The sequence below is a fragment of the Micromonospora sp. BQ11 genome (assembly GCF_052068135.1).
Taxonomy (GTDB): Bacteria; Actinomycetota; Actinomycetes; order Mycobacteriales; family Micromonosporaceae; genus Micromonospora.
The window spans coordinates 86,250-99,796 of record NZ_JBQHDB010000019.1; the positions used below are offsets into that span (position 1 = coordinate 86,250).

A 13,547-nucleotide genomic window follows, 5' to 3' on the forward strand; every position below is an offset into this window, starting at 1 on the left:
CATGCACCAGAACGCACGCCATCCGTCACGGGGCCGCCCCCGCCCACTACGCCGTCTGGCAACCCGTGTCGCCGCACTGCTCACCCTCGTCGGAGCTTTCCTCGTCCCCGGGCAGGCCGCCTCGGCGGCCACCGTGGCCTCCGTCGATCCCACAGACGTGTACCAGGCGCACTGGCAGGGATGGGGTACGTCGCTGGCGTGGTGGGCCGACGTCATCGGGGGCTGGTCGGCGACCAATCGCAACGCGGTCGCTGACGAGGTCTTCGGCTCGTCCGGCCTGGCGATGAACATCGCGCGCTACAACATCGGCGGCAGCTCCCCGACCAGCACCGGGATGCGGGCCGGTGCCGCCGTACGCAGCTACGTCAACGCGGACGGCACGTACGACTGGTCCCGGGACGCCAACCAGCGCACGATCCTGCAGGCGGCCAAGGACCGCGGCGCCGACGTGTTCGAGGGGTTCTCCAACTCGCCGCCGTGGTGGATGACCAACAGCGGCCAGACTTCGGGCGCCTCCGACTGCGGCAACAACCTCAAGGCCGACCAGTACGACGCGTTCGCCGCGTACCTGGCCGAGGTCACGAAGCACTTCCGCGACTCCTGGGGCACCACGTTCTCCACCGTCTCGCCGGTCAACGAACCGGACGGCACCTGGTGGTGCGCGGGCGGCGGCCAGGAGGGCAGCGCCTGGTCGGAGTCGCAGCAGGCGTCCATCGTCACCAAGCTCGGCCAGCAGCTCGACGCGCGAGGGCTGACCCTGACCGGGGTCAGCGCCCCGGACAGCAACGGTGTCACCGCCGCGAAGAACGCCGTCACGTCCTTCGACGCCACGGCCCGGGGTCACCTCGAACAGGTCAACACGCATACCTACAACAACTCCGGGTTGGCGTCGTTGCGCGACACCACAGCGGGGCTCGGCAAGAATCTGTGGGTGTCGGAATACGGCTGCTGCGGCGGAGCCCACGACCACGACTCCATCGGCACGGGCCTCTCGCTCGCCGACCGCATCACCGGCGACCTCAACGAGCTGCGACCCAGCGCCTGGGTCTACTGGCAGGCCGTCGAGGACGAGGGCGCTGCGGCTCGGGACCCGCACAACTGGGGTCTGATCCACGCGCCGTTCACCGGCAGCACCGAGACCTACACCCGCACCAAGCAGTTCTACGCCATGGCCAACTACAGCCGGTACATCCGTGCGGGCTACCAGATCATCTCCTCCGGCGACCAGGACACCGTCGCCGCGTTCAACCCGGCCACGAACACCCTCGTCCTGGTCACCCACAACGACACCGGCAGCGACCGGGCCGTCGACTACGACCTGACCAGATTCTCCGGCGTGTCGGGCAGTGCCCGACCATATCGCACGTCGGCGTCGCAGAACCTGGCCCAGCTCGGCGACATCGGCGTGACCAACAAGCGGTTCTCCGCCACGGTCCCGGCCAATTCGATCACCACGTACGTCGTCGGGGGCGTGTCGTACGGCGGCGCCACCACACCGATCAACGACAGCACCACCGGCACCGGTACGAGCCAGTTCAACTACGGGACCGGCTGGAGCTACGCCGGCCAGAGCGGTGCCCACCAGAACGACAACCACTACACGACCACGGCAGGCGCCACCGTCACCATCCCGTTCACCGGCACCCAGATCGAGCTCTACGGCGCTCGGGCAGCCAACCACGGCATCGCCGCCGTGTCGATTGACAACGGCACCGAGATGGGCGTCGACTACTACGCCCCCACCCGCGTCGACAACGTGCGGCTGTGGACCAGCCCCAAGCTGACCCCCGGGGCGCACACTCTGAAGATCCGCGTCACCGGCACGAGAAACCCCGCCGCCACCAACACCTACGTGACGGTCGACCGCGTTGACGTCGTACGGACGACCACCAACGTCAACGACAACACCACGGGCACCGGGACAAACCAGGTCAACTACCAGGGCACGTGGGGCTACTACGCCGGCCAGTCTGGCGCGTATCAGAACGACAACCACTATTCGACCAGCGCCGGCGCCACGGCGACGGTCGCGTTCAACGGCAGCCAGATCCGGCTCTACGGCGCCCGCGACCCCGGGCACGGCATCGGCGCCGTGTCGATCGACGACGGCCCCGAAACCACCGTGGACTACTACGCCGCATCCCGGAGCGACAACGTCCTGCTGTGGACCAGTCCCCTTTTGTCCAATCAGCCGCACACGCTCAAGCTGCGGGTCACCGGCACGAAGAACTCCAGCGCGACGAGCTTCTACGTCACGCTGGACCGGGTCGACATCGGCTAGTAGCGCAACTGGTTCATCCCGAGATCCAGGAACGGGGACGGTGGTGTACAGGTCCGCACCACCGTCGCCGTACTCCGCCGTTCCACACGCCGCTACCGGTCACAGCGGCGAGCAGGTCACGGCGTCCCACAGCCTGCCGAGGATGAGCCGGCCGAAGCGGGACAGCGCCCCGGTGCGCTGCTCCAGCGTGCCGCCTCTCCCCCGGAAGGTCGTGAGCTGCATCAGGAAGTCGACCGAGGCACATACTAGTAGATCAAGAACATATCGAACGCCTTCTCAAAGCGCCGTCGCTGGCGAACCTGCTGTGACTGGGTCCGGGCCGCACCCACACCGCACCCACGTGACACCCACCGTCCAGACCAGCCGGGCAGCAGAAAGGGCCCGAACCGCGTTTACGCAGCTCGGACCCATCATGATCTTGTGCGCCCGAAGGGACTCGAACCCCTAACCTTCTGTTACCATCCGCAACCAAACCGAACTTGTCATTGATTGTCAGAAATAGGCGTTGAGCTGCACAGACACGACCAAACACTGATCGCTTATTGTCACCGATTGCCAACGGCAGGCGGGGGTTTTCGGGGGGTAAACGGGGGCAGGCCGACAGGATGGCGCGGGGTCCCACCGCGCCCCACTCCCCCGCCATCGGGGACGTCCCGTCACCAGGCACGGCGCGCCGCCTGGTCGGTGCGGCCATCAGCGGCCTGGTTTGCCCTTGGGGTGACACCACCTTGTGGCCCGCGGACGGCCTGTGCTACTCGCTGTCGAACATGACTATATGATCCACTTCGACGTCCCACTTGCCGTCTGCACTCTTCTCGGCGAAGACTTGCGCAATCGCATGCACGCCATAGAGCGAAGACCATTCGTGCACGCACAGCCGTCTCGGTAACCTCAGCCCCGACACCTACGAGAAGATCCACCACGAGTCCCTGATAAACATCGAGGTGTCCGGCCGATAGGGGTCACTTCACTCATGCTCGCACCGCAGCGCAGCCGCTCCCGCGCGGCGACCGCAATTCACCGGCAGTTTACCGAGCCGGCGCACAAACAGCGACAGGGTCTACGGAGTTGTTCAGCTGCGCGTAGCCCCGGCGTGAGCAAGCAGCCATATCACCGGCATGCCCGACGCCGAGGATCACCGGGGATCGCCCATCCCTCGATTCTCGGAGTCCCCATGCGCAAAGTCCTGGCCCTGGTGATGGCCGTCCTCACTATCACCGTGGTCGCCGTATCGCCGGCCCAGCCGGCCGTGGCCGCCGCCGACGGAACACTGACGGTGTCGTCGGTGTCCGTTACGGTCGGCACCGATGTGAGGTTCACCTACTCCACGCCGCGGCCCACCGCGAAGAATTGGGTGGGCCTCTACACGGATCCGGGCAACGGGCCGGTCAACGAGAAGTACGTCGGGCCGTCGACCAAGTGGGTCTACACGCCGTCCGCCAACGGGTCCGGCACCCTGCCCACCGCGGGACTCGCGGCGGGCACCTACGTCCTGTACTTCCTGTACAACGACGGGTACACCTGGCTGGCGCAGCCCGTCTCGGTCCGACTCACCGCCGGCGGCACGCCGCGCTTCCCCACCTCGGCGTTCACGCTGCGCAACGCCAAGGTCGGCGCCGCCTACTCGGCCACGGTCGGCGGCCTCGTCCAGGGCGACACCACCGGGCTTACCTTCACCAAGACCTCCGGCCCGGCCTGGGCGACGGTGTCGGCCACCGGCATGGTCACCGGCACGCCCGCCACGGCCGGCACCACCACGCTCGACATCCGCGCCACCACCGCCTCCGGCAGCACCACCGCCACAGCCACGATCCGCGTCCAGTCCGGCGCGCTCGTCCCGCAGCTGCGGGCCCTGAGCTGGAACCTCTGGCACGGCGGCACGGTGGTCACCAGCGGCCGGGAGAAGCAGCTCAAGTTCTTGCTCGAACGCGACATCGACGTGATCGGTATCCAGGAGAACAAGGGCAGCGCCGCACAGGCACTCGCGGCCGCTCTCGGCTGGTCGTACTTCCAGGACTCGGACATCGCGGTGCTGAGCCGCTATCCGATCACCGGGACCACGCCCACCGTCGCCGGCTCGGCCATCGCCGCGACGATCAACCTGGGCGCCCGGTCGCTGCGGCTGTGGAGCGCGCACCTCGGCTACACCCCGTACGGCCCCTACGACGCCTGCTTCGGCCGGATGACCGTCTCGCAGTTGCAGAGCCGGGAGTCGTCCTCGGGCCGCACCGGCGAGATCAACAGCATCGTCACCGCGATGAAGAACGACCTCGCCGCCGCCTCGACCACGCCGGTCCTGCTGACCGGTGACTTCAACGCTCCGTCCCACCTGGACTGGACGGCCACGAACTCGCGCTGCGGGTACGGCCCCGTCGCCTGGCCCACCTCCACGGTTCCGGCCAACGCCGGCCTGATCGACTCCTACCGCCAGGCCCACCCCGACCCGGCCAAGGATCCGGGCAACACCTGGTCCCCTGTCTACAAGACCTTCACCGGCGGCTACGGCTACGACTCCCACACCGGTGAGCCCGAACCGCAGGACCGCATCGACTTCGTTCACTACCGCGGCCCGTTGAACGTGCTGTCCTCCGACGCCCTCTGGGAAGGCACGCCCGAGCAGTCGAACCCGTCCGCCAACGCCTGGCCCTCCGACCACGCCGCCGTACTCACCGTCTTCCAGGTCAACTGAACACTGCTCATCCGGCGATGGCGTGGCACATTCACGCCGTCGCCGCCTGGCAATGACCGCCTGGCCGTACACCGTTCCGCACTGTTCAGGCCCGCGAGTACATGGCACGGCCCCGACGACGACGCCGACCAGCAGGCGATCAAGGCAGCAAGGGAAACACTGGACAGCTGCGCCACCCGGCTGGACCGCTACCGCGCCGCTCTCGACAGCGGCGCCGAACCCACGGTCGTCAGCCGGTGGATCGCCGACGTTCAAGCCGAAGAGGTCACCGCCGAAGCCACCCTGCGCCGCCTCATCGGACGTCGGACCGTGAGCCCGGACGAGATACGCCGCATCGGTGCGACCCGCCGTCAGGTCATCGAGACCAGGGTGATCATGACCGACTTCCGGGAGAACTTCGGCCCGGTCGGCGCCGCGCACAGTGCGTACTTCGGCGACCACCGGCCGACCAGCACGACCTTCGGTGTCACGGAGCTGGCACTCCCGGGTCAGCTCGTTGAGATCGGCGCGATCGTGCTGCTCGATCTACCGCGATAGCCTCGATCGCGACGGGTTCGACCGATCTGCACGACGGGGACCTTCTGCCTTCTGCCCAAGGGTCCGTCGTCGTGCCGAGTCACCACGAGAGAGGCAGACATGACCGATCCGATCCTGGTGCTGGGAGCGACCGGGGGTCAGGGCGGCGCCGTCGTCCAGGCCCTGCGCGGACGCGGGGTCACGATCCGCGCCCTGGTGCGGCGCCCGGCCGCGCCGCGCGCGCAGGCACTCGCTGAGAACGGGGTGCAGCTCGTCGCGGGCGACCTGTCCGACCGACCCGCGGTGCGCGCGGCAATGGACGGCGTGACCGCCGCCTTCGCCGTCACCACCCCGTTCGAGGCGGGCACGAACGCGGAGGTTGCCCAGGGCCGGGCGATCATCGGCGCCGCCGTCGACGCCCGGCTCCCGCACATGGTGTTCAGCTCGGTCGCCGGAGCCGACGCGGGCACCGGCGTCCCGCACTTCGAGAGCAAAAGCGTGATCGAGACCGAGCTGCGCGCGTCCGGCCTGCAGCACACCGTCCTGGCCCCGACCTACTTCTTCGACAACGCCCTCGGCAGCCGCGACGAGCTGTACTCCGGGGTGTTGCGGCTGCCGATTGCCTCCGAACACCCGCTCCAGCAGCTCGACCGCGCTGACCTCGCCGCCCTCGCCGTGATCGGGCTGACCGAACCCGGGCGCCTGGCCGGACGGCGGATCGAGGTCGCAAGCGACGCGCCGACGCCCACGGAGATGGCCGAGGCCTTCACTCGGGTCCTCGAGCAAGAGGTCCGCCACGTCCGGCACGACCTGGCCACGATCGGTGACCCCGACATGCACGCGATGTGGACGTTCCTCGCGGGGGACGGCTACCAGGCCGACCCGGACGCCTTGCGGGCCGAGTTTCCCGAGATCGGCTGGACACGGTTCGCCGACTGGGCCAGGAAGGCTTTCGGGGACCGGACCGTGAATCGAGACCAACTACCTGGCCCGGAAAGGATCCAGCCCTGACCGTTCGAGCTGGTCAGGGCTAGTGTGTCGCTGGTGCGCCCGAAGGGATTCGAACCCCTAACCTTCTGATCCGTAGTCCGAATCTCCGGGCGCAAACTTCTACAATTAGCACTCTACATCGACTGGATTGCTGGGCAGACATTCCCCCAGTTGGCCGACACCCACCTGGCTGCCGCACCGGAACCTGCGTGGCGGGTTGAGCAGATGGTCGGCGCGGTCACCGAACAGTTCGAGCCTTACCTGTCCTGGACCGTCGGCGCTGTGGTCGAGCTGGTCAACAACGGTCTGCTGGACGCGGAAACTGATGAGCGGCTCTGCCCAGAGCTGCCTGGATACATCCGCTACGGGGTCAACTCCCCCCACGGCCTACGGTTGATGATCGCAGGTATTCGGTCCCGCAGGCTGGCCCACGCGGTCGTCGCCGATCTACCGATCGGCGTGGAAGCGACGCACGAGGATCTCCGATCCTGGCTCGCAGGTATGGGCATCGCGGAGTGGCGTGACCGCTACGACGCTTCCGCGTCGGAGGTTCTCGACCTTCTGGACTTCACCAGGCTGCGCAGCCGGAGCTTGCTCAAGACGCTCCTGGAGACCGGCGCCGTCAGCGTTGATGTGCGCGACGCGGCGTGGGTGTCCCTTGATGGTCGCCGGTTGTCGCTTGAGCCCGTTCGGGGAGAACCGGCACCGGCACCGATCGCGATCTACGCCGGTGACGACATCCTGGCGGTTATCGCTTCGCAGGATGACGCGGACATCCAGGCGATCCTCGACACTGGCCTCGACATCACCCTTGAGTTGAACGACGAGGTCTTCCCATCGTCCCTGCGCATCAGCCTGCCGCTCGGCAAGACGGGCTCCTGATCAGTGCCTTGCTGAGCAGCCACTCTCGCTTCGAAGGCACGCTGCTCGCGCCCTCAGCGAGGAACCCGACGGTACGCAGGTCTTCGGCCGCTTCGGTCAGTGATCGGGCCCCGACATGCCGACGGCCGCTATCCCCCCGAGCCGGGGAGCGGCGGCCGTCGGTGTGGCGCGACGGGTCAGTCGCGTGGGATGGTGTGCCCGTTGGCGGCGAGCCACTGGTCGAAGGTCTGCAGGTCCGGGTTGAGCCGGCGGACCTCGTCGAGGTCGCGGACGCCGGTGAAGTACTTGTCGTGCTCGGTGTAGTACTGGAGCATGTTGCCGGCCTCGTCCGCCCCGGGGAAGCCGAGGGCGCGGTAGGCGTCGTGGGACAGCGGCCGGTAGACGACGGGCTCGCCGACAGCCCGGGACAGGCCTTCGGCGATCTGTTCGCCGGTGAGGTGCTCGCCCGCGATGTGGACGGTGCGGCCGACGTACTCGGTGCCGGCCTTCAGGATGCCGTACGCGGTTCGGCCGATGTCCTCCACCGCGATGCCGGCGAGGCGACTGTCGCCCATCGGCAGCGACAGCGTCAACACGCCGTCGACGCCGCGGGTGGCGCCCCAACCGCTGGCCAGGTTCTCCCAGTAGAAGGTCGTCCGCAGGAACGTGGTCGGCACCCTGGCGTTGGTGAAGAACGCGTCCGCCTCGGCCTTCGCGTCGAAGTGCGGCACGGTGTATCGGCCCTGAAGGGTGGGCAACCGGGGGTCGTCGACCGGAATGTGGTCCCGGGTGTCCTCAAGGGTCGACCAGATGACGTGCCGCAGACCGGCCCGCTTGGCGGCCTCGGCAAGGTTCGCGGCCTCCTGCGACTCCTTCTCGGCGGACATGTGCGCCCAGAAGTTGGTAACGAGGAACGCGCCGTACGCGCCGGTGAACGCCTTCACCAGGCTCTCTGTGTCGTAGTTGTCGGCTTGGACCACCTCGGCACCGAGTTTGACCAACTCCTGCGCCTTTTCCGATGTGGCATCCCGGGTTACCGCGCGGACGGTGAATTCGCTGTCCCGGTCGGCGAGGATTGCCCGCGCCAGACCGCCACCCTGGGCCCCGGTCGCGCCGACGATTGCGATGATTTTCTTCTCGCTCATGTCCCACTCCTTGGCGCTTGGCCGGTAGTTCCGGCCTCCTGCGACCGACTCAACCGGGGCCGCACATCGATCATTCCCGGTCTATTGCCCATCCCATGTGGCGCGCGGCACGCCGGGCTCGGAAGAGCCGAGCGGGCGCTGGGGCGACTCTGGGCGCGTTGACGCCCGGGTCGCGCCGGGCTCAGCCGACGACCGGCGGCGTTGGAGTCGGGCCCGGATACAACACCGGTATCCAGGCCCGACTCCGCCTGGCCGGATCGCCGCCTAGACCTCGCCGCGACACCGCCACGTTCCTGGAAACCGCACTAGCCGTACGTCGGCGTCGATGACGGCCACCGGCTTGGCGTGCACCCGAGGTCCGGGGGCGTCGGGTCGCGAGCCTGGTCACGCCACTCACACGGTTACTGTTGAACCCACCGCACGCGTACGTGTTCGCCATCGCGGTGCGCCAGGCGCACCGCCGACGGGGAGTAGGTCAGCTTCTCCTTCGCCAGGTCGCGGTCCAGGCGCAGCCCTCCGCCGGTCCATCCTTGTCCTCGCACCGGCGGAGGCTGACTCGGTGGACACAGGCCGGGTCATTTCTTGCGGAGTTGCGGTCTGTCACGGTTGGACTCCGGCTACCGCGACCTACGCCCCTACGGCGCACCGCCGTCGGAGATCCTTCGCCGAATTCCGGCTCCTGCCTAACACCGCGCCGACCGCCGCCCTGATCGAACCCAGGGCCGCCACGGGCAAACGCCAGCTTCGACGGTGTCGTTCAGCGGGTCTTCCTCGTCGCCCGCTTGCGCGGTGGCGTCAACAGGTCGGCGACCGCGGTGATCGCGGACGGCACCAGGCGGTAGTACGCCCAGACGCCGCGCTTCTCGCGTTCAAGCAGCCCGGCTTCGGTGAGGATCCGAAGGTGATGACTCACGGTCGGCTGGGAAAGACCGAGCGGCGCGGTGAGGTCACTCACGGACGCCTCGCCCTCCGGAGACGACTGGATGAGACTGAGCAGTCGCAGCCTAGCCGGGTCGGCGAAAGCCTTCAGCACTCCCGCGAGCCGCTCAGCATCGGCGCGCTTAATCGGCTCGCCAGCAAGGGGCGAGATAGCAAGCGTTGCAGTTTCCACAGTTCCCACGCCCTGCATCGTTGCAGCAACACCACCGGCAGGCCGGCGGAACGAGGGGCGGATCACGCTGAATTCTGGGCGCAGCGGCATCGGCCGCGCCGCGGACTGCCCGGCTGCTAACTCACTCGAGGTTCAACCACGTTCGCATCGATTTGAATGGCGAGGATGGCGAGGTCGTCTCGCAGCGGTTGGGTGCCGTAGTTCAGGAGGCCGTCCTGCAGGTGTTCGACCTCGTCCCCAAGCATGCTCACCTGGGTCGGATCGGGTTCCTTCGCAGTTGTGACAAGCGCGGTGTGAGAATCTTCTGCTCGCGCTCGTCGAGGGTGGCCAGTGCTGCCCGCTCCCAACGCCGCCACATCTGCGCGCTGCCCGCCGGCACTCTCACTCGCCGGCCGGTCGGCGTCTGATCGATACGCTGACCGCGGCGTCCATCCCGTCGGGGCCGCAGTCGAGCACCAGCCCGTCAGTGAGCGCGTCCGCGAGCCACAGCCCCCGCCGACCAACCGCGCTCGGCTCGGGCCGCTCTGGGACAGCGCCAGTCACACCAGGCCCGCGGTCGCTGACACAGCAGGTCAACGTCACATGGTCATGAGTGAGCCGTAGTTCGCCCCCGCCACCGCCATGGCGCACCCCGTTGGTCATCAGCTCATGCACCGCCACCACGAAGTCATCCCGGTCATCGCCAGGCAGGCCCACCTCGGCTGCCGCGGCGGCGACAGCGCGACGAAGCCGGGGAATATCGTCGACGGTGAACGACTCCGTCAATAGCGTCACTGGCGGCATCTCGGCCCACGTGCCCCGCGCAGCTCTGCCGGCCATACCAGGGCGATACCCACCCAGGGCCACGCTATCCCGACGCTACGTCCTCTAGACCGTCACGCATCCGCGCCCGCCGGCCACCGGCCTCCTCTGACAAACGGCCGGCAGCGGTCTCGGCGCGGTCCCCAACGCCGGGCTGCGAAGTCGCGAGCAGGTCGAGCACGCCAGTGATCTGCAAGACTCGGCGGACCTGACCGCCCGGGTTCGTGACGGTCAGGGTATGCCCGCCCGCAACGGCGCCGTGATAGGCGCCGATCAGGGCACTGATACCGGAGGAATCCATGAACCTCACGCCCGCGAGGTCGACCTCCACGGTGACGCCATAGCTGTTCGCCTGCCCCAGCACCCGCCGCAGGTCGGCCAACCCCGACAGGTCGACCTCCCCGGCGAGGGCAACCACGACACGTTCGGCGTACGGGCGGATGTCAGCCGTCCAGATCTCTCTTGGCTCGTCGCTCATGGCCGCCCGTTCGTCGCCTCGTCGGTTCTGCGCAGGACCGCGCTCACGCACACGGTGGTACCGAGTGCGCTGGTGTCGATAACCAGTGTCCCTCTTCGTTGCTGGGCCAGCCACAGCCCACGGTGGCCCTCTTCACAGGGCCAGGGTCTCCTCAACGGTCGACCGTCGATCATGCGAACAGTCGTCGCACCCTCACAGAACGGTGCGCAGCCACTCGCCGGCCAGGTCTTCACCGCGCCGTCGCTGTTGTAGTCGACCTCGGCCTTCGCGGCCATGACGTCGACGGTGGAGGTGCGGTCACCAGCGCCGTTGTGATGAACGTCGAGTTACCGCACGGAGGCGAAGGTTTTCCCCCATAAGCACACGGGTATCGATCCGGCGCGGCGGTAGCGGACGACAAGCCGCAACGAGCTCGATCCTTCACATCGCACTTCGGGAGCTGACACCACGCCCGCCCAGAGCCGCGGCACCGACCACGCCGGACACGACGTTCGTCGCGTGCACCGGCACGGCGACGAGACCAAGCCGTCCTGGAAGACCACCGAGTTGGCGGTCTACCTGCTGGCGGTCATCGGGGTTCTGATCGCCTCGAACGCCGTCGGTGACGGCGCCGCCGACAACGGCGGCGACTACTTCGCCGCCGACAAGGCCTGGTACATCACCCTGCTCACCATCGGCTACCTGGTCAGCCGCGGCCTGGCCAAGTCCGGCAGCCGCAGCGCCGACCACGACCCGCGCAGCGACGACTGACGAACCTCCGGAAGCCCGGCGTCCCGTTCTCCGACGGGAACCGCGGGGCTTCCGCACGTCACCGGAAAGTCGAGGTCATCCTCCACCGTCAACAGCCGCGCACAAGGACCTCGAAGGGGCAGCCCCAGACTCGCCATGCCGACGATTGAGGCACGGTGAACGAACTCCAACCGCTGTCCCCTCCGACGGCCCGTCGGGAAACTACCGCCGCCTTCGTCGCTGTGTGACCAGAGCTGGACGGGTGCGGCGCGCTGCGCTGGGTCAAGTCCCAGCCTGCTCACCGGCCGTTGTCAGGGCCTCGGTGCGGACGACTTAGCCGGGCTCATCCCCGAGGACGCTCATAACGCCGGTCATGTCGAGGACCCGACGGACATGGCCACTCGCGTGCGTCACGATCAGGCGATGCCCGGCCTCGACGGCGTTCTGATGGGCAAGCAGGAGAGCGCTGAGGATGGTGGAGTCGATGAACCGCACCTGATCGAGGTTCACCTCCACCAACCGCGCCCCGTGGACCGCGTCCCGTAGAACCTCCGCGAGCTGGTCACGACCAGCGAGATCGAGCTCCCCGGACAGCAGCACCACACTCCGGTCGGCGCGAAGGGCAAGTAGATCCGCGAGCCTCGGTACATGCCGACAGTCCCGGGCCGTACTACGGGGGCCCGGGGGCGGTCGCAGGACCTGTCCCTGTAGGGCGGGGCGCGAAGCGTCCTCGCGCGTACGCGGCGATCATGGCGAGCATCACCAGGCCGGCGATCACGGCAGCCGCGTCTGCTGCGGGCGGGCCCACCAGTGAGCCCACAACCAGCCCGGCCAGCCCGATGCCGGCCACAGCCCCGCCAAGGAAGAGAAACATCCGCTCCCGGAACGCCCACGCGAACGGCACGAAGTGCAGCCCGACCACGGCTGCGATCAGGGCTGGTCGCAGCGTGGACTGGTCGGCCGCGACGAGGGCTCGTGAGCCGACGGAGATCAGGCCGATTTCACCCACCACAGCGACGACGTACACCGTGAGGGCAAGAGGGCGGGGTCGCACGAGAGGCCCGAGAGGTACCGGTCGCACGTAGTGCGCGTACAGGGCGACGAGCAGCAACGTGACCCCGATGGCCCACGCGACCGCCGAGACCCACCTTCCCGGCGCAGCCGAATAGCTCGCGATGAAGACCATGCCCCCAGCCAGGCCGATCAGGCTGCCCCAGCGTCGCGGGTCGACCAGGAGCGGTGGTTCGCCGACGGCAGGGCCGTAGCGCTTCTTGGCGGTAGCGGTCGCGTCTTCAGCACCCGTCGTCGTTCGCGTCGGGCTCGTCATGCGGGCATCTCCAGCTGCGTGTGCCTCGCCTGGCTCTTTCGTCGCCCGCAGGTGATGGGTGCGCACTCGGACGCCTGTAGGTGACGGCCGGGTGTCGCTGCCGTGAGCGCGGTCTCTTCGGGACGGTCGTGCGACATCGGAAGGTTCTCCTCGCGACATGGTCGGTCAGACGGTTCGCGCCGGGGTGGAATCAGGTGGATCTACCGGGTCAACCGTAGTGGCGCAGCGAGAGCTGGGTCAGCTCCAGAACTTCCTCGATGCGGCAGCCGGTCAGCCGCAAGGTCTCGATCAGCGCCCCCAGAAGCAGTCGGCCCCGGTGGCGCCGACGTCGAAGCGGGTGCCGTTTGGGCGCAGCAGCCAGGTGCAGCATCGCGCCAGCCGCACGGCCCTGGCCGGCGGGTCGAACCGCCGGTAGGTCACGCCGTCGAGGTTGAAACTCTCGTCATGGTCGGCGGCTTCGGCCGCAGCCAGCAGCCGCACCGACCAGTCTCGGCGGGCCGTGGTAGCGGCCAACAACTTCGGCAACAACGGGGCGCACGCGCGTACGTTGCTGAGTTCGGGCCTTCTGATGCCGCTTGGCCTTCCTGAGCGCGCGGGCGTCGGCGTCGCGCACCGGCGA

General features: G+C 68.2%; 16 protein-coding genes and 1 tRNA gene. 7 read left to right on the forward strand and 10 right to left on the reverse strand.

Going from position 1 to position 13,547, the window contains the following annotated elements:
* Position 1: 1 nt before the first annotated feature.
* A complete protein-coding gene (locus ACTMSW_RS29285) occupies positions 2–2,281 on the forward strand; it encodes a glycoside hydrolase family 30 protein (protein ID WP_441183974.1) in 2,280 nt (759 codons plus the stop codon).
* Positions 2,282–2,380: 99 nt separating this feature from the next.
* Here ACTMSW_RS29285 and ACTMSW_RS29290 read toward each other — a convergent pair whose 3' ends face one another.
* A complete protein-coding gene (locus ACTMSW_RS29290; protein WP_441183975.1) occupies positions 2,381–2,503 on the reverse strand; it encodes a hypothetical protein in 123 nt (40 codons plus the stop codon).
* Between the two features lie 952 nt (positions 2,504–3,455).
* Here ACTMSW_RS29290 and ACTMSW_RS29295 point away from each other — a divergent pair.
* The 3 genes from ACTMSW_RS29295 (at position 3,456) to ACTMSW_RS29305 (ending at position 6,497) form a co-directional block, all read left to right on the forward strand.
* Complete coding sequence (locus ACTMSW_RS29295) at positions 3,456–4,970, forward strand: endonuclease/exonuclease/phosphatase family protein (protein ID WP_441183977.1); 1,515 nt, start codon at positions 3,456–3,458, stop codon at positions 4,968–4,970.
* A gap of 309 nt (positions 4,971–5,279) precedes the next feature.
* Positions 5,280–5,507 carry a RidA family protein gene (locus tag ACTMSW_RS29300; protein WP_441183979.1) on the forward strand — a complete coding sequence of 76 codons (228 nt, stop codon included), beginning with the start codon at positions 5,280–5,282 and terminating at the stop codon, positions 5,505–5,507.
* Between the two features lie 99 nt (positions 5,508–5,606).
* Positions 5,607–6,497, forward strand: a complete 891-nt coding sequence (locus ACTMSW_RS29305) for an NmrA/HSCARG family protein (RefSeq protein ID WP_441183980.1) — start codon at positions 5,607–5,609, stop codon at positions 6,495–6,497.
* 31 nt (positions 6,498–6,528) lie between these two features.
* On the opposite strand, the gene ACTMSW_RS29310 is transcribed toward ACTMSW_RS29305, so the two are convergent.
* A tRNA-OTHER gene (locus tag ACTMSW_RS29310) sits at positions 6,529–6,590 on the reverse strand.
* 57 nt (positions 6,591–6,647) lie between these two features.
* On the opposite strand from ACTMSW_RS29310, the gene ACTMSW_RS29315 reads away from it, so the two are divergent.
* Positions 6,648–7,358 (forward strand): hypothetical protein, encoded by a 711-nt coding sequence (locus ACTMSW_RS29315; protein WP_441183982.1) that lies wholly within the window; start codon positions 6,648–6,650, stop codon positions 7,356–7,358.
* A 176-nt stretch (positions 7,359–7,534) separates the two neighbouring features.
* Here the strand turns inward: ACTMSW_RS29315 and ACTMSW_RS29320 are convergent, their stop codons facing one another.
* The gene (locus ACTMSW_RS29320; protein ID WP_441183983.1) at positions 7,535–8,482 is read right to left on the reverse strand and encodes an NmrA/HSCARG family protein; all 948 of its coding nucleotides are present in this window, start codon (positions 8,480–8,482) and stop codon (positions 7,535–7,537) included.
* Between the two features lie 443 nt (positions 8,483–8,925).
* Between ACTMSW_RS29320 and ACTMSW_RS29325 the strand changes: the two genes are divergently transcribed.
* Entirely contained in the window at positions 8,926–9,192 is a 267-nt protein-coding gene (locus ACTMSW_RS29325) for a hypothetical protein (protein WP_441184033.1), read from the forward strand.
* Between the two features lie 47 nt (positions 9,193–9,239).
* Here the strand turns inward: ACTMSW_RS29325 and ACTMSW_RS29330 are convergent, their stop codons facing one another.
* The 4 genes from ACTMSW_RS29330 to ACTMSW_RS29345 all read right to left on the reverse strand — a co-directional run bounded on the left by ACTMSW_RS29330 (position 9,240) and on the right by ACTMSW_RS29345 (position 11,147).
* Entirely contained in the window at positions 9,240–9,611 is a 372-nt protein-coding gene (locus ACTMSW_RS29330; protein ID WP_441184034.1) for an ArsR/SmtB family transcription factor, read from the reverse strand.
* A 363-nt stretch (positions 9,612–9,974) separates the two neighbouring features.
* A complete protein-coding gene (locus tag ACTMSW_RS29335; protein WP_441183985.1) occupies positions 9,975–10,367 on the reverse strand; it encodes an ATP-binding protein in 393 nt (130 codons plus the stop codon).
* Positions 10,368–10,440: 73 nt separating this feature from the next.
* Positions 10,441–10,872, reverse strand: coding sequence for an STAS domain-containing protein (locus ACTMSW_RS29340; RefSeq protein ID WP_441183986.1), 432 nt, complete (start codon positions 10,870–10,872; stop codon positions 10,441–10,443).
* Positions 10,869–11,147 carry a hypothetical protein gene (locus ACTMSW_RS29345; protein WP_441183987.1) on the reverse strand — a complete coding sequence of 93 codons (279 nt, stop codon included), beginning with the start codon at positions 11,145–11,147 and terminating at the stop codon, positions 10,869–10,871. The genes ACTMSW_RS29340 and ACTMSW_RS29345 overlap by 4 nt, the downstream gene beginning before the upstream one ends.
* Positions 11,148–11,370: 223 nt before the next feature.
* Between ACTMSW_RS29345 and ACTMSW_RS29350 the strand changes: the two genes are divergently transcribed.
* A complete protein-coding gene (locus ACTMSW_RS29350; protein ID WP_441183988.1) occupies positions 11,371–11,622 on the forward strand; it encodes a hypothetical protein in 252 nt (83 codons plus the stop codon).
* Positions 11,623–11,934: 312 nt separating this feature from the next.
* Here the strand turns inward: ACTMSW_RS29350 and ACTMSW_RS29355 are convergent, their stop codons facing one another.
* From ACTMSW_RS29355 to ACTMSW_RS29365, 3 genes are all read right to left on the reverse strand, one after another.
* Positions 11,935–12,204 (reverse strand): STAS domain-containing protein, encoded by a 270-nt coding sequence (locus ACTMSW_RS29355; RefSeq protein ID WP_441183989.1) that lies wholly within the window; start codon positions 12,202–12,204, stop codon positions 11,935–11,937.
* 67 nt (positions 12,205–12,271) lie between these two features.
* Positions 12,272–12,928: a hypothetical protein gene (locus tag ACTMSW_RS29360; protein WP_441183990.1), complete on the reverse strand. Its 657-nt coding sequence runs from the start codon at positions 12,926–12,928 to the stop codon at positions 12,272–12,274.
* Between the two features lie 288 nt (positions 12,929–13,216).
* Positions 13,217–13,408 carry a hypothetical protein gene (locus ACTMSW_RS29365; RefSeq protein WP_441183991.1) on the reverse strand — a complete coding sequence of 64 codons (192 nt, stop codon included), beginning with the start codon at positions 13,406–13,408 and terminating at the stop codon, positions 13,217–13,219.
* Positions 13,409–13,547 lie beyond the last annotated feature (139 nt).